This is a genomic window from Zavarzinella formosa DSM 19928 (genome assembly GCF_000255705.1).
GTDB lineage: Bacteria > Planctomycetota > Planctomycetia > Gemmatales > Gemmataceae > Zavarzinella > Zavarzinella formosa.
The window spans coordinates 1873011-1895657 of the sequence record NZ_JH636439.1; the positions used below are offsets into that span (position 1 = coordinate 1873011).

Below are 22647 nucleotides of genomic sequence, written 5' to 3' on the forward strand. Positions count from 1 at the left end.
TCCCGCACAGCCTTCCGCCCGATGACCCAGGCGGAATCTTCCATTCGGCGGGATTCCATCCCGGAAATTGAGCGGCGTGGTAACTCATGGTTCGGAATTCCTCGGGTGTCCGGCGCCGGACACTCAACCGACCATAAGGCCCCGGCAGACGCGCGGGGCCGGAATGGAGGCCAGCCTCCCCGGATGTCCCTGAATCAATGGCTTCTGAACCCGGCGTTGCATGTGACGCCGAAGCCGTTTGCGGATGCACAAGCCCGCCCAGATGTTGAAGGGCCGAATGTCCGGCTTGAACCATCGGGCCGCGTCCCACAGGGCGATGAGGGCCTCTTGTTTCAAGTCGTCGAGGTCGTAGCCGCGCTGGAGAAAGTCGCCGGCGATCCGAAAGGCCAGCCGCATGTTTTCAAGGAACAGCCGCCGCGCGGCTTCTTGGCTTTGGGTGTGGTTCTGATTCATGACATCCGGGGGAATGACAGGGTGACATATACAAATGTCCATGTTACCCGAGAGGGATATCCAACACGATGTTAGATGACATGCCCGAGGGAAAAAGAACCGGCCGGATCGGGGGGTTGGATACTGTGACATTCAAACAACCCGGTGTCCGGGGCCGGACAGAGAAGTTGTCCGAGCGTCGGAGGGTTGATTGAAGCGTGGGTGTCCGGCGCCGGACACCCACGGGGTACGCGACCGGGTTTTGCCATCAAACTAACGAAACCTGACCCGGCGTCCCTGCAAGCCTTCCCGGCCGCGTTCGGTGATTGTCCACCGCTCGCCGTCGAAACCGGCCAGGTTGAGATCCCGCAACATGTCCAGCCGGTCCGAAACATAATTCCGAGGCTGGCGAGACTGATCGGCCAGTTCTTTCAAGGAAAGGGAATCGGGGGCGCGGAACAGAGTCCGCAGGATGATCATGTCTCCATACGTGAGGATGATGTTGTCATCACCCCGGCGTGACAGCCAGACCGCCGACCGCTTGACAATGTCGCGACTGGAGCCAATCACATGGGCCATGTGATTGGCGGTCCATTTCCGGGCCGCCGGATCACGGGCATAAAGCTGCATGATTTGTTCGTTCACGGACTTCAGATTGTCGGACATGGAATCACACTTGTGTGAAACGCAGGTTCTTCAGGCTCCCGTCCGAGGGAATGGAGGGGCCAGGCCGTTTAAAAAAGAGTGGAGACAGACAAGCCCGGCGAAAACCGGTTTGTGGTTCGCCGGGAAGACAATGAGGGTGCTGTCGTTAAGCTTAACGTCGGAATTTATCACCTGCCAAAATATTTTTCTTCAACCCCGTCGGCCGCAGGCGTCCAACGGCGAGAGTGTCCGGCGCCGGACACTCTCGCCTCAACAGAGAAATACCCGCCATGCGGGGGACGCGGGGGATGCGGGTGATGTTTTCTTCCGACCCCGCCTCTCTCATTTCGCTTCCGCGTTGAATGAAAAGCATCCCCTGCATCCCCTGCATCTCCTGCACGGAACCCGTGAGTGTCCGGCGCCGGACACTCACGGGTTGCTTGAATGGCTTTTGGCGTCCGTCGTCTCCCGCCTACTGTCGGTTGTCATCAGTGCTGACCGTCATTGTCCCGACTTGGAGAAATCATGACCGCCGCTCCCCCGAAAGAATCGTCCAAGGTGTATGACGCGGACGAACTCGCCGCCCTTTTCAAGGTCTCCCGCAAGACCATTGACCGCTGGACGAAAGTCGGACGGCTGCCCGGCGTTCTGAGGCTCAGCATTCGCCGAACCCGGTACGACCGTGAAAAGATCAACGCATGGATCGCGGACGGATGCCCCGGCAAACCCGACTGCAACGGGAAGTCCGGCCATGACGGCGAATGACTTGTCCGGCCCGGACGCCATCACGAGCATTCTGGAACGCATCGCGGCCGCCGTGGAACGGCCGGTCCTCAAGCCGTTGTTGGTTCCCATCGAGGAGTTGTGCCGGTTGCTCGGGGGAATCTCCGAATCGACCGTCTACAAGCGAGTTCCGCTCGGAGAGATTCCCGCCCCGGTGTCCGTGGGCGGCCGGAGCATGTGGCGCGTGAAGGATATTGAGGCTTGGGCCGAGAAGCTCAGGCCGGTGAGGTGAGTTGGAATGCGGGGAGACGGCAAATCGAAACCGTCGCCCGTTCCGCCGGACGGAAACGTGGAGACAAAAAAGGCCGGCCTGTGACAGAAACAGGCCGGCCCGTCGACACCCCATTTGGCAAGGGTTGACGGAAACACCATAGGCGGGTGTTTTTGACCGAAGATGCATTTCACCAAGTTTTTCAAAAAAAGCCCGTCGAACTGTCCGGGCCGGACAGATGGCCGACGCATCAAAGCCCGCCTGATGTCAGGGGCGGGCGTGTCCGGGGATGCGTCGACCCGGACATCGGAGAGGAAACAAAAAAGGCCGACCCCGTGGCAAGCGGGATCGGCCTCAACAACAACATGTCGAAAGGTTGGACATGAACACCATAGGACAGTCCCCCGGCCGGGGAACGGCGTTTCCCTCGAATTGGTTAGGCAGGACGAAAATAACGTCGCCGAATTCCCCTTCGTCCGCAAATCTCCGAATCGAAGGGGGACAATCTCGTGAGTAATCTTTCCGACCGCACCGGGTCGCGTGTCCGCACACCGGCCGTCCCGAGGGTATGCGCGCCGGCCCGCATCATCATCGACAACGACGAACATCGGATGAATGACGAGGCCATTGCCGCGAAGGCCCTTGATCCGGACTTGTATGTCCGGAGCGGCCATCTTGTCCGCGTGATTCACCCCGAGGAAACAAAAACAGCGGGGATGGCGTCGCCGGTCATTCTTGAAGTGTCCGAGGCGACTTTGCGGGAACGTCTGACCCTTGGAATCAGGTGGCTGCGGAAGGGGAAGAACGGCAAGCTTCGCAGCGTGCCCCCGCCGCAAGCCTCCGTCCGGGCCATCCTTGACCGGGGAACGTGGCCGGGACTCCGGGAGATCACCCAACTGGTGGAGTCGCCGGCATGGCTTGCCGACGGCGAGATTCTGGCGGAGCCGGGTTACCACGCGGGAACCGGATTGTACCTCTGCCCGACGCATCCGGCGCGGCCCGTCGTTCCCCGCAACCCCTCGAAGGAAGAGGCGCGGCGGGCGGCGGGGGTGTTGCTGGACATGACGGCGGACTTTCCGTTTGCCCGTCCCTGCCATGCGTCCGCCTGGCTGGCGGCGTTGCTGACGCCGCTGGCCCGGTTCGCCTTTCACGGGCCTACCCCGATCTTCCTCATGGACGCCAACTCCCCCGGATCGGGCAAGGGCCTCCTGGTCGATCTGATCTCGATCATTTGCCGCGGGCGACGCCAGCCGACGAACGCCATGCCAGACAACGGGGCGGAGTTCCGCAAGCTGGTCACAACGCTTCTTTTTCGGGGAAGCCCGATGGTGTTGTTCGACGACATTGGCGACCGGCTCGGCGGCTGCGAGTTGAACAACCTGCTCTCCACGGCCGAATGGTCGGACCGGTTACTTGGAACTAACCGGGATGTCCGGCTGCCCAACCTGACCACTTGGTTCGCCACCGGAAACAACGTCGGTATTCGGGGCGACACGATGCGGCGGGTGTGCCATGTCCGGCTGGAATCCCCTCACGAGCATCCTGAAAACCGGACGGATCTCCGGGAAGACAACCTGCGCCAATGGGCCTTGGACAACCGCCCCCGCCTGTTGTCGGCGGCCCTGACGATCCTTCAGGGGTATCACGCGGCCGGTCGTCCGGACATGCGGCTTGTCCCTTGGGGCAGTTATGAGGAGTGGTCCGCCGTGGTCCGTTCCGCCATCGTGTGGTGCGGCCTGCCCGATCCGTATGACGGCCGGACAGAGATGCGGGAGACGCAGGGGGATGATCGTCTTCAATCGCTGTCCGGTCTGTTGGAACGATGGCCTGAGATTGACCCTCGCAACAAAGGAATCAGTTGCCGCGAAGTGGTTGCCCGGATCGACGCGATGGAACAGACGGACGACCTGCCGGCGATTCTTCGGACGCTGGCGGGCGAGAAGCCAGGCGACGGCGAGGCTGACAGGCGATCCCACAACCTCGGACTCTTGTTCCGAAAGAATCGCGGTCGCGTCTTCACCGGTGCCCGAGGTCTCCGTCAGACGGCCTTGGACCGGAACGGAATCAGCACATGGGCTGTGGTCCGTGCGGGGGATGCGGGGAATGCGGGGGATACTTTTAACCCCTGCGCGGATGAAAATAAATCGAACCGGAAAACGACTGTAAACACCCCCCGCATTCCCCGCATCCCCCGCACGGATGCTCCGGGTGTCCGGCGCCGGACACCCACGGGCGATGATCCGGAGCCTTCCTTGCAACCACCTCCCCTTGCATCTCGCCACAACGGACACATGGATGAGAGTGTGGAAACTGTGGAAACTGTGGAAACTGTGGAGACTGTGGAGACTGATGCCGGTTTGAAATCTGCCGGGGGTGTTTTCATTGCATCCCGGAACGAAATTAAACTGGACACGGAAACGAGTAGAAACACCCCCGGCAGTCCCGGCACCCCCGGCACTCTGTCCGAACCTTCGCCAGCCGCCTCACTTCCCGCCGGCGATGATGCCAGCCCGTTGGAAGCCGGGAGCGGAATTGCACGGGAAGAAACTGACCCGGACGAGCCTGAAGAGGATGACGGGCCGGTGATCCGAATCACTGGTTACTCGCCGGATCAATTAGACGCTCTACGCTGAAGCGACGCCCGTGAGTGTCCGGCGCCGGACACTCACGCGAAACCTAAGAAAACCTGACATTTGGCAAAAGGTTTGGCCGTCGGAAGGGCCGTTGGTTTTATGTCCCTCGGGAATGAGGGACGGTCACGGACGGGAACTGTCACCATTGCCCGAGGAAAACCGAACCATTCAAAGGTTGACCCACTGCCGCCAAACTTCGATGTGAGATATGCTTGATTACCAGACTCGAAAGGTGAACTCATGTCCAAGCCCAGAAAAAAGATCATCGTCCGTCATCTGTTGCCTGACGGAACCCGTTGCAAGGCGGGCACGCCGGGTTCCAAACCGGTCCGGACTGAATCCGAAAAGTATTACGGGTGTCTCACGATCAACGGACAGGAGAAGACCTTTCCCCTGTGCGCTCATTATCGGGCATCCTGCGAGATGCTGAAGCGGTTGCAAGTCGAGGCCGCCGAGGGTCGGCTGGACATTGCGGACGACAGGCGAAAGCACAATGGGAAGACGCTTCAGTCGATGCTTGCAGAATGGGAGGCCGACACCATCAACGGCGGGGCCTCCAGGGATCACGCCGAACTGCGGGCCGGCCGCTGCAAGATCGTATTCGATGCCTCCGAATGGAAGGTTCCGTCGGACGTGGACATGGTTGTGTTGCGGGAGACGATCCAACTCCTGCGGGAGGCCAAGGGTTTGAGCGACCAGACTCACGCCCATTATGTGGCCGCGCTTCGCCAGTTCGGAAAGTGGCTCGCGGACAACAACCGAACCAAAAAGAACCCGTTCGAGAAACTCGACACAGTCACGACGATCCGGCAAGTCCGGCCGAGACGGGAACTCACCTCCGAGGAGTTGCTCACGTTGCTGGCCGCCACCCGTTCCGGCCGCAAACGGGAAAAACTTTCCGGGGTGCAACGAGGCTGGTTGTATTTGGTGGCCGCCGCCACGGGTTTAAGGGCATCGGAACTCGCCAGCATCAGGCCGCTTAACTTCACTTGGGGGGATCAACCGACAGTAAACGTCGGGGGGGATGTCACGAAAAACGACAAGGACGCCGGGCAACCCATCCCATCGGCACTTGCCGTGCCATTGGAGGCATGGGTGCGAACCCTCCCGCCGGATACCCTGCTCTGGCCCGGCTTGTGGGCTGTCCACAAACGCGGGGGCAAGATGCTGAAGAAGGATGCCATCGAGGCAAGGGAGGCATGGATCGCGGAATCGGCAACGCTGGAAGAGAAGGCAAATCGGGAAGCGTCCGGGTTTTTAATGCCTACGGATGCCAAGGGATTGGTGATCGACTTCCACGCCCTGCGCCACACCTACATCACCTTGCTGGCCCGCTCCGGGATTTCACTGAAGACTCTGATGGAACTGGCGCGACATTCGACTCCGGAATTATCCATGAGATACACCCATACTGCCGACACGGAAAAAAGGGATGCGGTCGGCCGGGTGTGGAACGGGAGCCTTGGTTGCCGGATGGTTGCCGACGAACCCCGCACCGGGACGGAGCCAGGTGAAGTTGTGTACAGTAGATTGCTGGAAATGAAGAAAATGCACCAAGAGACGCAAACGCCGGTAAATCCGGCGTTTAGAAGCGATACGGAGCCATATGTAGCGGAGGGAGAGGGATTCGAACCCACGGACGGGCAAGCCCGTCTCCGGTTTTCAAGACCGGTGCAATAAACCGCTCTGCCATCCCTCCAAGTCGAAATTATTCTACTTCCCTGACCACTCACCGCCCATCCGGGTTCATTTTTTGCCACGGTTTTAATCACAGGGTTCAAGTCTGCCCTCGTCGGCGGACGATACGAGTGTGTGGGGGATCGTTTGATTTGTTCTCGCGACCGCAGGGACGAGGCCGCGCCATGTACGACAGCCAGTTCGGGCTAAGACGGCGGCCATTCCGACCGACACCGGACACCGATGCCTATTACCCGGCCACCGGGCATGAACGGGTGTTAGAACAACTCCGGCACGCCATCGACGACGAGGAAGGGTTGATTCTCCTCACCGCCGAGGCTGGCGTCGGGAAGACCATTATTGCCCGAAGATTGCTCGAAACATTTGAGGAAGAAATACGGCCGGTGCTTCTGACGAATTCGCATTTTGCGGAACGCGTCGATTTGCTCCATGCCGTCCTCTATGATCTCGGCCTGCCCTACCTCGGTCTCGGAGAACAGGATGCTCGGATCGCCGTGACCGAATCGTGTCTGGAATTCTTCGCAGAAGGCGGCAAGACGCTGATTGTGCTGGACGAAGCCCAGCACCTGCCGCCGGAACTGCTGGAGGAGTTGCGGCTTCTGAGCAATCTGGAGGGGAAAGACGGCCGGGCCGTTCAGGTGTTGCTGTTTGCCATGCCGGACTTTGAAAAATGTCTGGACCGGGCGGGAATGGCTTCCTTTCGGCAGCGGTTGTCCATCCGGCTGAAGTTGGAGCCGCTTTCGTTGGAGGAATCGGCCGATTACCTGTTGCATCAGGTCCGTGTGGCCGGCGGCAAACCGGACCGGCTCTTTGGCGAGGATGTGCTGGACATCCTCACTCATGCAGCCAACGGTGTTCCGCGGGTGCTGAACCAGGCGGCCCACTTGGCATTTAATCTGGCGGCCGAGAACGGACTGGATTATGCCGACAGCGAAGCCGCCGTCGAAGCGATCACCCGGTTGGGATTGGATCCGCTGAGCGATAACGGGCCAATGCCTCCGGAGGATGACAGGGCCGAGTTGGTGAGCGTGCCGATGGCCGAGATTATTTCGGTCGAGCCGATGAAACAGAAGCTGGAACTGCGATCAGACTCGCACTCGCGATCAACGATTCCATTCCCGCCGATGATCTTGCCGATTGAAAACGGCCCGCCGACGTTTGTATATGGTGGCGATGACGGGGACGCCGACGGGGCGAAACATAGCGGGACGAACCGTCTGGATGCGGGCAGTTTGCCTTGGGCCAGTCCGTCTGATCGTGTTGGATGATTCGGGTTATCAAAGGTGAGGTCGATGGGACGAACCTACGAAGTGCTTTCGGGCAATCGGTTGCGGAAGGCCTCCGGTGCGGAAAGCCTGCGGTCGATTCCCTTTCCGGGAACCGACCCCGAACCGCTCACCATTCAAGAGACGGAGGAAACTTCACCCGTCAATCTTGTTCCGATGACCGAGGAAGACCTTCCCTCGGATGATAATTCCATTCCTTTTGTCGAAGTTGGCGACAAGAACACGCCGACAGCAGGCCAAGCCACCCAGCCGACCGGGCCGCGATTGCTCAGCCCGCGGGAAATCCCGGAGTTTACAACGCATCAAGTCGGCTTTCAGTTGCTCCGCGAAGTTCATATCGCCCCGGTGTCGCCGCAGGATCTTCCGGCTAAATTTGTCACGTATCATCAGCCCAATCATCCGGTGAGCCGCCAATATCGCGGCTTGGTTGACGGCATCCTTCGGCAACTTCCCGAAGGGGGTTGTCCGGTGCTTTGCTTTACGCCGAGCGTGCCCGGAACGATCACAGCCACCACGCTTATCAATCTGGCAATCACGCGAAGCACGGACGGCGAGGGCCGGATTCTGATTGTGGAACTGGTTCGCGGATCGAATTCGACATCAACGGCGCTCGGACTGCCGAATCAACCGGGCTTGCGCGAAGTGCTGGCCCGGACGACACCGCTGACGCTCGCCGTCAATCGCACGACCATCGACGGCGTGTTTCTGATGCCCGCCGGCAAAGTGGAAATCGGCATGGACGAATCATCCCGTCTTGGCGGGGTGATCGATCAATTGCGGGCCAGATTTGATTGGATCATCGTGGAAGCTCCGGCGTGGGGCACATTCCCGATGAAGGAATGGATGCAATCGAGCGACGGGGTTTATCTGATCACCCGTCCGGAAGAATGGGATTCCCCGCAGACGGAATTCGCCCATCAGGGAATCTTGGACGCAGGCGGCAAACTGCGTGGCTGCGTCACCACCCGCGAATAAGCCCGATTACCAGCCCTTGGCCTTCGTGCGGACGCGGACCAGGCTCTTGTCGGCGGTGATGTACAACGTGGAGCCGTCGTCACCCCAACCGCAATTGGCCGTGGGAACGCCCGTAGCCAGCGTGCCAAGATGCTTTCCCTCGGGGGAGAACACATATACGCCGCCGGGGCCTGTTGCCCAGATATTGCCCTTCGTGTCTGTCTTCAAACCGTCCGGCAAACCTTTCTTGCCTTCCGTGACAGCCTTCGTGGAGTCAAAGAAAACCTTTCCTTCGCCAAGCGTGCCATCTTCCTTCACCGGGAAGGCCATCCAGTTGGCCAGTTTCGGGTCGGAGTTGGCCACATACAGGGTCTTTTCATCCGGCGAAAAGGCGATGCCGTTCGGCCGGGTCATTTGCTTGGTGAGCAGGGTCAGTTCCCCCTTGGTGTTCAGGCGATAAACGCCTTGGAAATCGAGTTCCTTGGCGGGATCTTCATGGATCAACGGCAGGCCATACGGCGGGTCCGTGAAGTAAATCGATCCGTCTGACTTGATGGCGAGATCATTGGGGCTGTTGAGCCGCTTCCCCTCGAACTTGTCGACGAGTGTTTCAAATTTGCCATCCTTCCACTTGGCCACGCGGCGGTCGCCATGCATGCACAACAGCAATTCGCCGGCCTTGTTGAACGCCAGACCGTTTGAACCGGGCTCTTTTCCGGTGAAGGGTGATTTGCCAGTGTAACCACTCGGTTTGATGAATTCCTTCAGGCCGCCGGTCTTCGAGTATTCCCAGACCATGTTTTTGGGTATGTCCGAAAACAGTACCCGCTCGTGAGCCTTGTCCCACACCGGGCCTTCGGACCAGTCGAATTTGTTTTCAACCAGCACTTCGATGGTCCGGTCTTTTTCGACGAGATCATCGAAACTCGGATCAATCCGTTCGATGGTTCCCAACGTGGCCGGTTTGCCAGTTTCCTTGGCGGTTGTCGGCAGGGTGCCGAATACGACGGCCGAGCCGAACCCGATGGCAAGCATCAGGCGGGAGAGATATTTCCGCATAAGACCCAAACTCCTTGCGTGTGACATGTGAAAGCGGCATTATCGTACCCGACCATTCCCGCCGCTCAAGAAAAAAGCGGCCGAAGTTTTAAAGGGACAATCACCCGCCAACAGTGAACTCCCCTTCACGCGGTCCATCGAAACGGCTAAAGTCGGTGGGAGAAGTGTTGTGGGAGACAGGCGGATGCGTCACGCGCGAATCTTGTTGGCATTACTGTTGACGGTGGCCTTGGTGGTGGTTCCGGCTCGCTACGCAGTCGCTCGTTACACGTACTTGCGGAATTTTCGCGTGGTTGAGGATGGCGTCCTTTACCGGAGCGCTCAACTCAGTCCGGATGCGCTGACCCGTGTAATCCACGATTATCAGATTAAAACGGTGGTGAGTTTTCGGTATCCGGAACCGGGGGGAGTGGCTCCTGATCTCTGGGAAGAGGAGTTTTGCGCCAAACTGGGCATCAAGTACGTCCGCATCCAGCCGGATGTCTGGGCATCACTCGACGGAGGGCCGATTCCCGTTCAGAAGGCGGTGGACGAATTTCTGGAAGTGATGAAAGACCCGGCCAATTACCCTGTGCTGGCGCATTGTTTTCGTGGGGTTCATCGCACCGGTGCTTTTTGCTCCATCTATCGGATGGAGTGCCAATGTTGGTCAAACACAGAGGCGATCGATGAGTTGCGATCAAACGGATACGTGAATTTGGACAAGGAAGAGAGTATTCTGGGATACATGGAGCATTATGTTCCCAGTTGGAAAGGAAAAGCGAAGTAAATCCTTGACTGCCCCCCCCAGTCACCGGATGCTAATCAGTCATGGAATGTCATCGTGTCACCCACGAAGGAGAGGTTTAATGCCCTTCTTCACAACGATTGAACATGCGGGGCTATCCGATGTTGGTTCCAAGCGGAGCCATAATCAGGACGCCTTCTTCGTTCAAAAAGCATCTGATCGTGCCCATTGGGAAAAAGTCGGCCACCTATACATCGTGGCCGATGGGATGGGCGGACACGCTGTTGGTGAAAAGGCCGCCGCGAAGGCGGTTCAGGAAATTCCCCTTACCTTTGTGAAGCACGTTCAGGACGGTCCGGTGGCCGCGTTGCGCCGGGCGTTTCAAGAGGCAAACGCCGGGATTCACGCCATCGGAACATCCAACCCGGAGTTCAAGGGGTTGGGGACAACCGCCACGGGGTTGGTGGTGCGCGAGGAAGGCGCTTGGATCGGTCATGTGGGGGACAGCCGGGCCTACCGCATCCGCGACAACCAAATTCAACAACTCACTTACGATCACAGTTACGCTTGGGAAATGGCCAAACGGCTGGGAATCCCGCCCGAAGAACTGGGGGACATCAAGAAAAACGTGATCGTCCGCTCCCTCGGACCGGACCCGTTGGTCCAAGTCGATGTTGAAGGGCCATACCCTTTGATCGAAGGAGACTCGTTTGTTCTTTGCAGCGATGGATTAAGCAATCTGGTCCAGCCGGAGGAAATCGGGGCGGTGATCGGAGTGATGCCCATTGAGGAAGCCGCGAAATTCTTAATCGACTTGGCCAATCTTCGCGGCGGTCCAGACAACATCACTGTGATTATCGTCCGCGTTAGTTCCACCAAAGACTCGATGGTCAATCAATCGGTCAGCGGTCCCACTGTCTTCAGAGGCATTGCCTCCCTGATTGCCAAGTACAATCGCCTCGTCCCTTGGCCCATCACCGTTCTGTCGCTTGGCGTTGTGCTGGCGGTGGGATTCATCGTTTGCATGTTGAACGGAATGCAAAGCATCGGCTATCCATTGTTTGCGGGGGCGGCTCTTTCGATCATTGGCGGGATGATCGGGCTGTTCGTCAACAACCAACGGGAACAAAACCAGCCGCCGACAGTCGAGGAACAACCGACTCGGGCAAGCGTCTATCGGCAGTATCCGATCCGCATCGATGCCGGAGTGGTCGAACGCACCCAGAACCTCGCGAAGCAGTTGAAGGAACACGCCGAGGCCAAAGGGGTACGAGTGGATTGGGCCAATTTCAAAGCTCAACTGGATATGTCCGCCAAGGCGGGATCAGAAGGTGATTTTATCGCGGCCTACCGTTGTGCATGTCGGGGGCTTGGAAAGATCGCGGCCGGTGTGTTGGCCCAGCGGCCGAAGGACGAATCCTTCAAGCCGCGTTGGTGACCGTTTTTTAGCGATTCAAATTGATGCGACGAAGGATGTGCGGAAAACCGGCCACGGAACCGCGATCCACCCGCACGATGCCCTCGCCCATGTTTCGATGAGACATCGAGGGGATGTGACCAGCCGGGAACGCCAAAACAGCGGGTTCCGGGGCATTGGCCTCTTGGTTGGCTCGAACCAGTTCAAAACGCAATCGATCCCAAAGTGATTTCAGGGCCGCGCTGTTCTCCGTTTCCGAACGGGCAATCATCAACAATTTCGTGGCTTCGTGCGGCAATTCCAGTTGCATGAACCCCGTCACCAAGGTTTCCAGAACCGGCACAGAGATCGGATTCAGCCGAGCAACTCGGCGAAAAGTCCTCCGAGCGAGTTTGCGCTTGCCCAATGCCAGGGCCAGCCGGCCGAGGATCGCCCCGAACCGGGGTTCGCGGGGGTCTTTTTTCACGGCCCGGCGAATTGCCTTCAATCCGACAGCTAGTTTGGAGGTTCCGTCGGCTTCAATGTTCAGGGCAAATTGTTCATAGAGAGTCGGATCGCTCGGGGCCAGTTCAATGGCTTGGCGCAGATAATTGCGAGCCCGACGATACCGCCCTGCGTGGAATTCGATTTGGTTCAGTGTCCGCAATGTTTCCAACCGCAGAACATTGTCCAATTCCGGCATTGATGCGAGGTGTTCGAGAATGGTCCTCGCATCGCGGGGTCTGCCCAGATCAAGCATGTGTCGGCCTCGTGCCAGTGTCCGATGTTGAAAAGACAGGATGTTGCTCATGTTGCCGCCTCCTTGCGGTTCCACACGCCAGATTGTCGGGCATCATGCCCGGCACACACTTATAACCGGGCCAATCCCATACGCAAGAGGAAAATTCCGAGAATGCCATTCTACCCTCCCATTCCATCCAGTTTGAACAACCGGCACATCCCGAACCGCCTTGCTTGCCAATATGCCGGTCTTGCCGATTTTTCACGCGATCCACCCATCTTCCAGCCGATGGGGAGAGGGTGAGACTTGCAGCAAATAGATTTGTCGATCCGGCCGGATGAGTCACCGGCGCGGGAAAGGATGGTCGAGGGGACATGCGAACATCGTCAACAATCACCGGCATCGGATGTATGCTGACCATCTGCGGCCTGGCGGGATGCCGACATTCTGACGCAGAATATCACCCCGTCACCCCGCCCGTCGGAGTCATGACGCTTCGTGAAGACCCGAGCGGAAAACCGGGCGTCTTTGTCGCCGTGGACGAGAACGATCCCAAAAACACTTCGCCGTCGAAGACGACGACCAAGCCGGAGATCACGGCATCGCCGACGACCAAGCCGCTGGTTCTTCCTTCCACCCCAATCGGACAAACGTTCACGCCGACAGCCAAACCGGCGGTTCTTCCGGAGAAGGTAATGTCAAAACCTCTTCCGGCAGAGAATATCATTGTTCCCGCGACACCAGTGCCCAAGCCATCAGCGTTGGGACCGAACCCGCTGGGAAAGATTGAAGACAGCAAGGCCCCGCTTTTTGACATCAAAACGGTGTCAGCCACCGAGATCAAGGTGCCTCTGTTGAACGACAGTGCGCCCAAAAAGGCCGAGGTCAAAGCCCCGCCCGCTGTCGCCACTTCGACGAAGAATACCGACGTGATTGCTCCGGTGATCGCCCCAAAGCTGAATTCTGGAGTGACGAAGAATGCCGATGTGATTGTTCCGGCAGTCGCCCCGACGCCGGTTGTGGTCGCAGAACCTGTCACATTGAAAGAAAGCAAGGACTACACGAAAGGGAAGATCCCTTCGTTTGCCGGCAATCCCAAATATGGGCATGCGGATGGTTACGAATGGGTGGTGGGGGAATTATGCCTCTCTGAGGCAAAGAAGTCTTGGCGCATTCGTTATGCGGGTCTTGATTCGGATGACCAATACGGCGGCAGCCTCACGCTAAGCGGGGCTGATATCCTGCTCGAACACATGGTGAATGGCCAATTGGTTCGAGTGGAGGGAGAAGTGTTGGAAAAGAACCGCAATACCGCGCCACGCTATCATGTGGTGGCTCTGAAACCGGTGGACTAAGCCGACGAACGCCGGAAGACTCAGCCCGCCGGATGCTCAAATCTCGCAAATTACGCGAAAGCCGATCGTTTCACTTTTGAATTGCGAGCGATATTTGTTCCGCTTCGCACTTCGGCACAAGTGTCCGCTGTTGTTCCAAGAACCGCCCCGCAGTGCTTTTTGCTCACCTTTGGACGGCCCGGTCGGGTCCTCCGAATCACGGTTCGGATAGCTTGTCTCTCCGTACCAATCCGAACACCATTCCCAGACATTGCCGTGCATGTCGAACAACCCCCACGGGTTGGCTTCAAATTGGCCCACTTTGGCGGTGAGTTCCACCGTTGTTCCGGGGCGGCAACCGCCATACGGCCGACGACCATCGAAATGGGCCATCGTGAAAGATAGCCGGTCGCCATATGAAAAGGCTGACAAGGTTCCCGCCCGACAGGCGTATTCCCATTCTGCCTCCGTCGGCAGGCGATATTGCCGTCCGGCGGCGACTTCCCGCGGCAGCGCCGAAAGCCGACGGCAAAACTCCATCGCGTCCTCCCAACTCACCTGTTCGACCGGATGGCTCGGCCCGCCTCCCTGACGCTTGCCAAAAGCTGACGGGTTCTCGCCCATCACTCGCTCGTATTCGGCTTGTGTGACCGGATAGATGCCAAAGTGAAAGGGTTTGGTAATCGTCACCCGATGACGCGGCCCCTCGTCGTCCGTTCGGGTGTCTTCGTCATCCGGCGATCCCATCAAAAATTTGCCGACGGGGATGAGCGTGAACGACATGCCGACCGTGTTCGACAGCCGTTCCGAAAGAACTTTCACTACCTCGACCTTCGGAGCCGACTTGAGGATGGGAACCGGCTTGGGTTCTTCCAACAGCTTTTCAAGCCGATCAGCCAACTCAGCCGCATCGGCGGGCCGGTCGTTTGGATCTTCCTCCAGACATGAACCAAGAAGATCAATGAGGTCACGAGAAAGCCCCAAATCGACCATCCGATTCGTCCAGCGGGTGCCGCTCGGGCGACCGGCCGTGATGTTGCAGGCGAGCATCTGATACCAGATCACCCCAAGGGCGTGGACATCATCCCGAGGGTCCGGGGCCGAGCCGCGCATCTGCTGCGGCGAAGCATAAAGCGGCGTGTGCGAGCCGCGCATGGCCGTGACCAGAAAATCTCCGGTGGAGGTGCCTGCCCGTGATTTGGCTATCATGTTCCCGGCGGCCAGACCGCCGATGCCGAAGTCCGCGATTCTCAGTTGCTCGGCGCCATCGGCCGCCCGGTTGACAAGGATGTTGGCGGGCTTCAAATCCCGATGCACCACCGGCGGAGAAAGACGATGGGCGAAGCCGACTGTCTTCGCCAACTCCAATACCAACCGAGTGGCGCGGCTCGTCCGATCTTTGGAACCCGGTGAGCGCGTCCAATGAGAGATGATCGTGGTGAGGTCGCCCCCTTCTACGTACTCGTATTCAAGGCATGGCGGGTCGGCCGAGAGATACGTGTGCAACAAGGTGACAATACCAGCGTGCTTGCCGTTTCGCATCACTTGGTTCAACACGGCCGCCTCATGGCGCAGCAGACGATCCTTGGAAGATGGGTCGATGCAAAACTTCAGGGCCACCGGGGGAACACCGTCGAAAAACGGGTTTTTTGCTTTCCAAACTTCGCCGAATCCGCCGCAACCAAGGAGTTCCACCAGTTCCCAGTCGATGCCCGCCAGCGGCCGGTCCCCCGGCTTGAACTTCGGCAACCGGGATGGCAACACAGAAAGCAACACATCCGGGCCGTCGATCACAAAATCCGCAGGCGGGTTTCGCCCGGTCGGATCGGCCGGGCTTTTCAGCGATTGTCGGAGCGAGATCGGGATTTGGGTGAGGTATTGTTCCAACTCAAGCTGAATTTCCAAAGGGCGATCCGGGGCGATTTCTTGAATCACCTTGCGAACCTCGTCCCGGATCTCGGCGGCGGCCATGCGAACGATGGCCTGTACTTCCTCATGCTGTTGCTTCTCGTTGCGGTCGGCCCGCCAGCCTTCCCAAGCGTTTTGAGCAATGGCCGGGAGAGCGCCAACCAGAACATCCCCCATGAAGCCGCCCCCGGCGACATTCAATGCCGCCTTGCCGACTGCTTTCAGGATGCCGAACGCGACTCGCATCGCCATGACATGCCCCCGACCAAACTGATTATCGTGTTGAAAAGGATGTTACCACATGCCAGCCGGGTTCACAGGTCAGTGAGGAAGGATGCCCAGTTCCCGGCCCACGGTTTGGAAAGCGTTGATCGCCTGGTCAATCTGCGGGACCGTATGAGCCGCCGATACCTGCAACCGGATGCGAGCCTGCCCCTGCGGAACCACCGGATAACTGAAGCCGATCACATACACGCCGTGGCCAAGCAATTTATCAGCCATCGCCGAAGCCAGCGACGCATCGCCAAGCATCACAGGAAGAATCGGCGTCGGCCCTTGTTTGACGGTGAAACCGGCCCCCTCCAGACCGGCGCGCATACGCTTGGTGTTGTCTTTCAAGCGAGTTCGCAAATCCCCGGAGCGGGCAATCACTTCCAATGCCTTCATCGCCGCCGTAACCAGCGAGGGGGGCACGGAATTCGAGAACAGGTAAGGCCGGGATCGGTTCTTCAACCAGTCGATCACTTGCTTCTTGCCAGTGGTGAAACCGCCCGAAGCCCCGCCGGCTGTTTTGCCGAGGGTGCTGGTGATGATGTCGATCCGGTCAAGAACGCCCAATTCCTCGGCCGCCCCCCGCCCCCCTGCCCCGAGATGGCCGGTGCCGTGGCAATCATCAATGGCCACCAAAGCGTCGTATTCATCGGCCAAATCGCAAATCGCTGGAAGTTTCGCCAGGTCGCCGTCCATGCTGAAGACGCTGTCGGTGAAGATCATACGGAACCGGCAGCCTTTTGCTTCCTCCAGTTTCGCCTTCAAATCCGCGAGGTCATTGTGCTTGTAGCGGAAGCGCTTCGCCTTGCAGAGTCGCACGCCGTCAATGATGCTGGCGTGGTTCAACTCGTCGCTCAGGATGGCATCTTCCTCGCCGAGCAACGGCTCGAACAACCCGCCGTTGGCATCGAAACAGGAGATGTACAATATCGCGTCTTCCTTGCCGAAGAAGGTGGCGATCTGATGTTCCAATTGTTGATGCAGAGTCTGAGTTCCGCAAATGAATCGCACGGACGAGAGGCCAAAGCCCCATTTGTCCAGCCCTTCACGGGCCGCCCGCACCACCTCGGGGTGATTGGCGAGGCCGAGATAATTGTTCGCGCAGAAATTGATGACTTCCCGGCCGTTGACCGTGATCGCCGCCCCTTGGGGGGACTCGATCAGCCGCTCTTTCTTGTAAAGGCCGGTGGTTTTCAATTTTTCAATTTCGGTCGTCAAATGGGAGTAGAGGCTCTTGCTCATGGCTCTCGGATCCGTTCAAGGAGGCGTTGGGATAAATCTATCGGAAGCCCCGCCGATGCGGCATGGAAAAGCGGTTGTAAGCGATATGGTTGAGAGCCGCACACGGCCGGTTTTCAAGAGGCTTCGTACAATCAGGGCAAACCTTCTCCCGCGGAATGAGGCTCCCGTGCTTGCGGTGATCTTCGGGCTGTTATTCGTCGGTCTGGTGGTGGTGTTGTGGGCGGGTTCGGTTTATTTACAGGGATGGCTCTACAGCGATGTGGCGAGCAAAATGCCGCTTCGGGCCCTTGCCGGGGCGTTGATCATCGCCGGATTTCTCACGGGTTGGTGCATGATTTACAAGGGCGATCCCGGCCGGTTCGACACATTGGTGAACTTTAGCCGGGAGAAGACCGAAGGGGTTTATCACGAAATTGATTCGGTTCGCCGGGTTGGCAAGGAAGAAAAGAAACCGGTGAAGTATGTCCGCAATCCGGGGGGACGGGGAGCCACCACGGAATTCCTCACCACGGACGGCCAAAAGCCGTGGACGCGGTCAGATTCGGATGGAATGGTTGTCGCCATTTTGGTGAAGGAGAAGGATCAACCCGAACCCACCCGGTTCAACGCCAAGCTTGATCCCGGAGACAAATTCCCGGTGAACGGGCTTCGCTACGTGCAACCCAACACCAACCGGTACATGGACGAAGCCTCGCTGGGGACGATTTATCGGGTGCGGTCGTGGTCGATCATCGGCAATTTGTTTGCCAATTTCCTGCATTTGGCCATCTGGTGCGCGGTCTTGTGTTTCATCATGCGATTCGAGTTCGGCAACGCCGTCGCCTTCGGATTGGTGTTGTGGGCGATCACCATGTTCGTCGTTCAACCGGCGTTGTTTGGCTTCATCACCAAATGAGTTTTTTTTGATCAGACGGCCGAATCTGTCGAAGTGCGGTCCCAGTCCTCCACTTCATAGAGGAACTTGGTCGAACCCATCAGCTTGCGGTTCACACTGGTGGATTGCACAAAAACCATGTATTTGTCGAGGTCGGTCGGCTTGATCCGGGCGGTCTCGCCAACGGGCAGCCCGAGCATTTCGCGGGCCTGATCGCCGGAGAAAAAGTCCCCGCTATCCCGGCTCATGAGGATGATTTCTTTCGCCCCTTGGATCGTTTCGGTCTTGGTGAACTCGTAAAAACCACGACCTTTCTTGAAGGCCAGCCCGTTGTCCTCCACGAATTGCTTGATCGGGATTTCGTGATCCACTTCCAACACTTGGAACCGTCCAGGCGGCACGGCCCGGAGATCGGTCGGGGCCATCGCGGTCTTCGGGGCGCGTTTCAACATGGTGTTGAAAATCTTGTTCAGCCCCCGGTTCATCCGGCCCTGCTTCACCACTTCCTGTTCGTAATTCTGAAGCTGCTCGTCCGAAGATTGCTTGTAACAAACAGCCAGCACCATGTCCGTGACGAAAGAAAATTGATCGAGCGGAACGTGATAGCCCCCCGATTTCTCGGCGCACTCTTTGTAGAACTGGGAGGCATAGCCACGATTAAGCGCCTGCACGGCATAGACAGGCACGCCCATCGCCCCAAGGGCCTTGGCTTCCTTGCGCCAGTCGAGTTTGCCGGGGTTCTTGGCAGGGGGATGCGGAACGTCGTCTCCGATCATCACAAACGCTTTGGTGGCGGCCGGTTCCCATTCCATTGACTGCACTTCATGCAGCACTAATTCGTAACACTCCGGGGCATCCCCGCCGCCGGTGGCCTCGACGGTTTCCACAAACTTGCAAATCTTGTCCGCATTGTGTGTCAGGGGAAGTTGCTTGGTGACATACGACGATTTTTGATCGCAATAGTCGCCGTGGGCGATGATGCCGATACGGATTCCCGGAATCTCTTCACAAAGTCGGGTAACGGTGCTTTTGATCTTTCGCCGTACTTGCGTCAGACAGGGATACATGCTCCCCGTGGTGTCGAAACTGAACACGACATCAATGGATTGTGTCTCGGCCATGACCAAACTCTCAATGTTGGTGAATCAGATGGTGATGGAATCATGCCTTGCGAATGACGGGATTCCTAGCTCAGTAGGGATTGGGGAAAGCGTAACATCGCCGTTGGACGAAGGAAAGCGAGAAGTTTTTGATACCCGCAAATTTCACCCGGCCTTTCCTTGACGACTGAGAACGGGGTACAATCTATTTCCACCAGCATCAGAATTGTGAATTCGAGGGGAGCCACGCCATCGCCGCCATGTTCGATCAGACTCGGGAAGGAATGTCCGTCCGCCAGGAAAAGGCGATTCTCGTTTCGATGTCCACCCCCGACCGGCCCTGGCTCTCGGAAACCGATCCCTGCGACGAGATTCGCGGCCTCGCCGAAACGGCCGGGGCGAAGATCGTCGGAATGGTGCTTCAGAAACGCCGGGACATCATCTCCGGCACCTATGTCGGCAAAGGGAAGGTCGAGGAACTCACCGAGAAGGTCCAGGCGACCGATGCGGATGTCGTCGTCTTCGACAACGACCTCAGCCCGGCTCAGGTTCGTAATCTCGAAAAAGCCACCGGCGTGAAGGTGCTGGACCGCAGCGAGTTGATTCTGGACATTTTCGCCACTCGCGCCCGGACACCGGAAGCCCGGTTGCAGGTGGAGTTGGCCCAATTGGAATATTCGCTCCCGCGCCTGAAGCAGATGTGGACCCACTTGTCCCGTTACTCCGGCGGCATCGGCACCCGCGGCCCCGGCGAAACCCAGCTTGAAGAAGACCGCCGGTTGGTCGGCGGTAAAATCCGCGATTTGAAGGAAAAACTCGTCCAAGTGCAGGCCCGCAAGGAGCGCGAAGTCAAGAGCCGGGCCGAGGAACACACCGTCTCGCTGGTGGGATACACCAACGCCGGGAAAAGTCGGCTGATGAACCGGCTGACACATTCGGATGTGTACGTCGAGGACAAGCTCTTTAGCACGCTCGACACCCGCACCCGGCAATGGGTCATCAAAGACTTCGGCAAGGTGTTGCTGAGTGACACCGTTGGGTTCATCCGCGAGTTGCCTCACCATCTTGTGGCTTCGTTCAAAGCCACGCTGGAGGAAGCCCGGCAGGCTCGGTTGCTCTTGCACGTCGTGGACGCCAGCAATCCGCACGCCGAGGAGCAAATCAAAGCGGTTAATGCCGTTCTTGAGGAGTTAGAGTGTTCCAGCAAACCGACCCTGTTGGTGCTGAACAAGATCGACAAGATCGAAGATCGCTCCAACCTGCACATTCTAATGGCCCTGCACCCGAAGGCGGTCGCCATCAGCGGTTCCACCGGCGAGGGGATTGATCAACTCCTCGAAGCGGTAGTGATCGCCCTGACCAAAGACTTTGTCGAAGTGATCGTAACGGCCGACGCCGCCAATGGGAAAGTGCAATCGTACATGGCCGCCCACGCGGAGGTTTACCGGCAGGAATACAAGGACCAACAGGTGGAAATCCGCGGCCGGATTCCTCGCTATCTGATCCGGCACGTCGAGGCCGACGGCGGCATCATTCGCCCGCTGGATCATTGAGCGGTCTTGCATATCCTTTCCGACGGGTGTCAATCTCTCAACCGATTCGGAAAGGATGATTCGATGAAACGGCTGATCCCGGCTCTCGTGTTGGTGTTCGCTGGCGTGGCCCTCGCGGACGACGCCAAGGGAATCGACGGCAAATGGACCATCGAGAGCGTGACCAAGAACGGCAAGGCCGATGCCAACTGGGCGGGCGGTTCGCGGGAAAACACCGGCGACACGTACACAATGGCCAGCAAGGCCGGCAAGTCGTTCACCGGCAAAATGAAGGTGGACGCCGCCAAGAAGACGGTCGATCTGATGCCCTCCGACGGAACCTACAAGGGCAAGACCCTGCTCGGCATTTATTCGCTGGAAGGCGACACGCTGAAGATTTGCTTCGCCGAACCGGGCAAGGACCGGCCGGCGAAACTGGAAAGTGCTGAAGACTCCGGCGTGACGCTGGCGGTGCATAAAAAGGCGAAATAAGCGAAGAGAATTAACCGCAGAGGGCACAGAGGACACGAGAGAAGAAAAGACAGAGAAGAAACTTGGAAAAACATTTTCAAATCTGTCTCTTCTCTGCCTTTTCTTCTCTCGTGTCCTCTGTGCCCTCTGCGGTTAATTCTCTTCGCTTTCCTCAAGAACGCGGCGGCATTCTTCGACGAAGCTCGTCATCGTAAGCGTTCACGATTTCTTGCACCAAAGCGTGACGGACGATGTCCTTCGTGTCCAAATGCACGATGGACAGTCGGGGGATTCCCTTCAACCGTTGCACCGCATCGATCAAACCGCTCTTGGAAGTTGGCGGCAAGTCGATTTGGGTGGTGTCCCCGGTGACGATGATCTTAGAGCCCATCCCCATGCGGGTCAGGAACATTTTCATCTGGGACACGGTCGCGTTTTGACCTTCGTCCAAAATAATCACCGCATTGTTCAACGTCCGGCCGCGCATAAAGGCGAGGGGGACGATTTCCACCACATCGTTTTCCATGTACTTGCGGACCTGCTCGGCATCAATCAAGTCGTTCATGGCGTCGAACAGCGGCCGCAGGTATGGGTTGATCTTGGCCACCAAGTCACCGGGGAGGAAGCCGAGGCGTTCACCCGCTTCCACGGCCGGCCGAACCAGAACGATCTTCTTCACCATCCCCTGCCGCAGCATGGTTACCGCCATGCCGACCGCGAGGAAGGTTTTGCCGGTTCCGGCCGGGCCGATGCACAAGACCACATCGTTTTCGCGCATGGCCTGAACGTATCTCCCCTGCCCGTCCGTGCGTGGCCGGAGGTATTTACCTCCGTCGAGCATCGTGAGATTTTGCGGGGAAACCCGTTCGGAACCGGCTCGAATGACTTCGATGATGGTTTTCACGTCCTCGGGGGTCATCTGACCGTTGTTCCGCAAGACTGAGCGAAGTTGTTGGAAAGCGCGCTCGGCTTGGACGACTCCTTCCTCAGTTCCCTCAATCTGGATGGTGTCCCCTCGAGCGACCACGCGCACGTTGAGGCCATCCCGGATGAGTTTGAGATTTTGGTCGCGCGTGCCGAACAACAGGATCGCTTCTTCGCGGCTGTCGAGGGTCAGGTTTTTGCTAATCTGATCTGGCATTCCGTGATACCGTCCCGAAGAAACTGGCGTCAATGGGCAGATGGACAACGCCGAACAGGAAAAGTTCTCTCAAAAATCTTATCGGATTGTCCAATTGGGCAAAATGACGAATCTTCCATCTTCGGACAAGTTACCGGCGGATTGGTGGCGGGTAAGCCTCCCGGAAAATACATTGCCCATGTGACACCCGGCGAGGAATGGCCGGGTAT

General features: G+C 58.2%; 20 protein-coding genes, 1 tRNA gene and 1 pseudogene. 12 read left to right on the top strand and 10 right to left on the bottom strand.

Annotated elements, in window-relative coordinates; genetic code table 11:
- Positions 1 to 123: 123 nt before the first annotated feature.
- Both BGIM_RS0108875 and BGIM_RS0108880 read right to left on the bottom strand, forming a co-directional pair.
- Entirely contained in the window at positions 124 to 453 is a 330-nt protein-coding gene (locus tag BGIM_RS0108875) for a sigma-70 family RNA polymerase sigma factor (RefSeq protein ID WP_020469436.1), read from the bottom strand.
- 252 nt (positions 454 to 705) lie between these two features.
- Entirely contained in the window at positions 706 to 1098 is a 393-nt protein-coding gene (locus BGIM_RS0108880; RefSeq protein ID WP_020469437.1) for a hypothetical protein, read from the bottom strand.
- A 504-nt stretch (positions 1099 to 1602) separates the two neighbouring features.
- Between BGIM_RS0108880 and BGIM_RS0108890 the strand changes: the two genes are divergently transcribed.
- The 3 genes from BGIM_RS0108890 to BGIM_RS0108905 all read left to right on the top strand — a co-directional run bounded on the left by BGIM_RS0108890 (position 1603) and on the right by BGIM_RS0108905 (position 4704).
- Positions 1603 to 1842: a helix-turn-helix transcriptional regulator gene (locus BGIM_RS0108890; RefSeq protein ID WP_020469439.1), complete on the top strand. Its 240-nt coding sequence runs from the start codon at positions 1603 to 1605 to the stop codon at positions 1840 to 1842.
- On the top strand, positions 1829 to 2092 hold the full coding sequence (locus BGIM_RS49410; protein ID WP_020469440.1) for a helix-turn-helix transcriptional regulator: 264 nt from the start codon (positions 1829 to 1831) through the stop codon (positions 2090 to 2092). Before BGIM_RS0108890 ends, BGIM_RS49410 begins: the two co-directional genes overlap by 14 nt.
- Before the next feature lie 488 nt (positions 2093 to 2580).
- The gene (locus tag BGIM_RS0108905) at positions 2581 to 4704 is read left to right on the top strand and encodes a hypothetical protein (protein WP_020469442.1); all 2124 of its coding nucleotides are present in this window, start codon (positions 2581 to 2583) and stop codon (positions 4702 to 4704) included.
- Positions 4705 to 5414: 710 nt separating this feature from the next.
- On the opposite strand, the gene BGIM_RS67020 is transcribed toward BGIM_RS0108905, so the two are convergent.
- Positions 5415 to 5675, bottom strand: coding sequence for a hypothetical protein (locus BGIM_RS67020; protein WP_029629865.1), 261 nt, complete (start codon positions 5673 to 5675; stop codon positions 5415 to 5417).
- Between BGIM_RS67020 and BGIM_RS68205 the strand changes: the two are divergent.
- Positions 5560 to 6063 (top strand): annotated as a pseudogene (locus tag BGIM_RS68205) (tyrosine-type recombinase/integrase); the annotation flags it as partial. The gene BGIM_RS67020 and the pseudogene BGIM_RS68205 sit on opposite strands and share 116 nt — an antisense overlap.
- A 253-nt stretch (positions 6064 to 6316) precedes the next feature.
- Here the strand turns inward: BGIM_RS68205 and BGIM_RS0108920 are convergent.
- A tRNA-Ser gene (locus BGIM_RS0108920) sits at positions 6317 to 6403 on the bottom strand.
- Between the two features lie 163 nt (positions 6404 to 6566).
- On the opposite strand from BGIM_RS0108920, the gene BGIM_RS0108925 reads away from it, so the two are divergent.
- Both BGIM_RS0108925 and BGIM_RS0108930 read left to right on the top strand, forming a co-directional pair.
- Positions 6567 to 7670: an ExeA family protein gene (locus BGIM_RS0108925; protein ID WP_020469443.1), complete on the top strand. Its 1104-nt coding sequence runs from the start codon at positions 6567 to 6569 to the stop codon at positions 7668 to 7670.
- Between the two features lie 24 nt (positions 7671 to 7694).
- Positions 7695 to 8663 carry a P-loop NTPase family protein gene (locus tag BGIM_RS0108930; protein ID WP_020469444.1) on the top strand — a complete coding sequence of 323 codons (969 nt, stop codon included), beginning with the start codon at positions 7695 to 7697 and terminating at the stop codon, positions 8661 to 8663.
- A 6-nt stretch (positions 8664 to 8669) separates the two neighbouring features.
- Here the strand turns inward: BGIM_RS0108930 and BGIM_RS0108935 are convergent, their stop codons facing one another.
- Complete coding sequence (locus BGIM_RS0108935; RefSeq protein WP_020469445.1) at positions 8670 to 9701, bottom strand: SMP-30/gluconolactonase/LRE family protein; 1032 nt, start codon at positions 9699 to 9701, stop codon at positions 8670 to 8672.
- 184 nt (positions 9702 to 9885) lie between these two features.
- On the opposite strand from BGIM_RS0108935, the gene BGIM_RS0108940 reads away from it, so the two are divergent.
- Both BGIM_RS0108940 and BGIM_RS57175 read left to right on the top strand, forming a co-directional pair.
- Positions 9886 to 10470 carry a fused DSP-PTPase phosphatase/NAD kinase-like protein gene (locus BGIM_RS0108940; RefSeq protein ID WP_020469446.1) on the top strand — a complete coding sequence of 195 codons (585 nt, stop codon included), beginning with the start codon at positions 9886 to 9888 and terminating at the stop codon, positions 10468 to 10470.
- Positions 10471 to 10549: 79 nt separating this feature from the next.
- The gene (locus tag BGIM_RS57175; RefSeq protein WP_020469447.1) at positions 10550 to 11866 is read left to right on the top strand and encodes a PP2C family protein-serine/threonine phosphatase; all 1317 of its coding nucleotides are present in this window, start codon (positions 10550 to 10552) and stop codon (positions 11864 to 11866) included.
- Between the two features lie 7 nt (positions 11867 to 11873).
- On the opposite strand, the gene BGIM_RS0108950 is transcribed toward BGIM_RS57175, so the two are convergent.
- The gene (locus tag BGIM_RS0108950) at positions 11874 to 12635 is read right to left on the bottom strand and encodes a tetratricopeptide repeat protein (protein ID WP_020469448.1); all 762 of its coding nucleotides are present in this window, start codon (positions 12633 to 12635) and stop codon (positions 11874 to 11876) included.
- Between the two features lie 305 nt (positions 12636 to 12940).
- Here BGIM_RS0108950 and BGIM_RS0108955 point away from each other — a divergent pair, with 305 nt between their 5' ends.
- Complete coding sequence (locus BGIM_RS0108955; protein ID WP_020469449.1) at positions 12941 to 13921, top strand: hypothetical protein; 981 nt, start codon at positions 12941 to 12943, stop codon at positions 13919 to 13921.
- Between the two features lie 36 nt (positions 13922 to 13957).
- On the opposite strand, the gene BGIM_RS57180 is transcribed toward BGIM_RS0108955, so the two are convergent.
- Both BGIM_RS57180 and kbl read right to left on the bottom strand, forming a co-directional pair.
- Complete coding sequence (locus BGIM_RS57180; protein WP_020469450.1) at positions 13958 to 16060, bottom strand: bifunctional serine/threonine-protein kinase/formylglycine-generating enzyme family protein; 2103 nt, start codon at positions 16058 to 16060, stop codon at positions 13958 to 13960.
- A 69-nt stretch (positions 16061 to 16129) separates the two neighbouring features.
- Positions 16130 to 17320: a glycine C-acetyltransferase gene (gene kbl / locus BGIM_RS0108965; RefSeq protein ID WP_020469451.1), complete on the bottom strand. Its 1191-nt coding sequence runs from the start codon at positions 17318 to 17320 to the stop codon at positions 16130 to 16132.
- Positions 17321 to 17486: 166 nt separating this feature from the next.
- Between kbl and BGIM_RS0108970 the strand changes: the two genes are divergently transcribed.
- Positions 17487 to 18215, top strand: a complete 729-nt coding sequence (locus BGIM_RS0108970; protein ID WP_020469452.1) for a hypothetical protein — start codon at positions 17487 to 17489, stop codon at positions 18213 to 18215.
- An 11-nt stretch (positions 18216 to 18226) separates the two neighbouring features.
- Here BGIM_RS0108970 and BGIM_RS0108975 read toward each other — a convergent pair whose 3' ends face one another.
- Complete coding sequence (locus BGIM_RS0108975) at positions 18227 to 19315, bottom strand: vWA domain-containing protein (RefSeq protein WP_020469453.1); 1089 nt, start codon at positions 19313 to 19315, stop codon at positions 18227 to 18229.
- A gap of 263 nt (positions 19316 to 19578) precedes the next feature.
- Here BGIM_RS0108975 and hflX point away from each other — a divergent pair, with 263 nt between their 5' ends.
- Together hflX and BGIM_RS0108985 are read left to right on the top strand one after the other, a co-directional pair.
- The gene (hflX, locus tag BGIM_RS0108980) at positions 19579 to 20847 is read left to right on the top strand and encodes a GTPase HflX (protein ID WP_238537564.1); all 1269 of its coding nucleotides are present in this window, start codon (positions 19579 to 19581) and stop codon (positions 20845 to 20847) included.
- Positions 20848 to 20910: 63 nt separating this feature from the next.
- Positions 20911 to 21318, top strand: a complete 408-nt coding sequence (locus BGIM_RS0108985) for a TIGR03067 domain-containing protein (RefSeq protein WP_020469455.1) — start codon at positions 20911 to 20913, stop codon at positions 21316 to 21318.
- Positions 21319 to 21469: 151 nt separating this feature from the next.
- On the opposite strand, the gene BGIM_RS0108990 is transcribed toward BGIM_RS0108985, so the two are convergent.
- On the bottom strand, positions 21470 to 22438 hold the full coding sequence (locus BGIM_RS0108990; RefSeq protein ID WP_020469456.1) for a PhoH family protein: 969 nt from the start codon (positions 22436 to 22438) through the stop codon (positions 21470 to 21472).
- Positions 22439 to 22647: the final 209 nt, after the last annotated feature.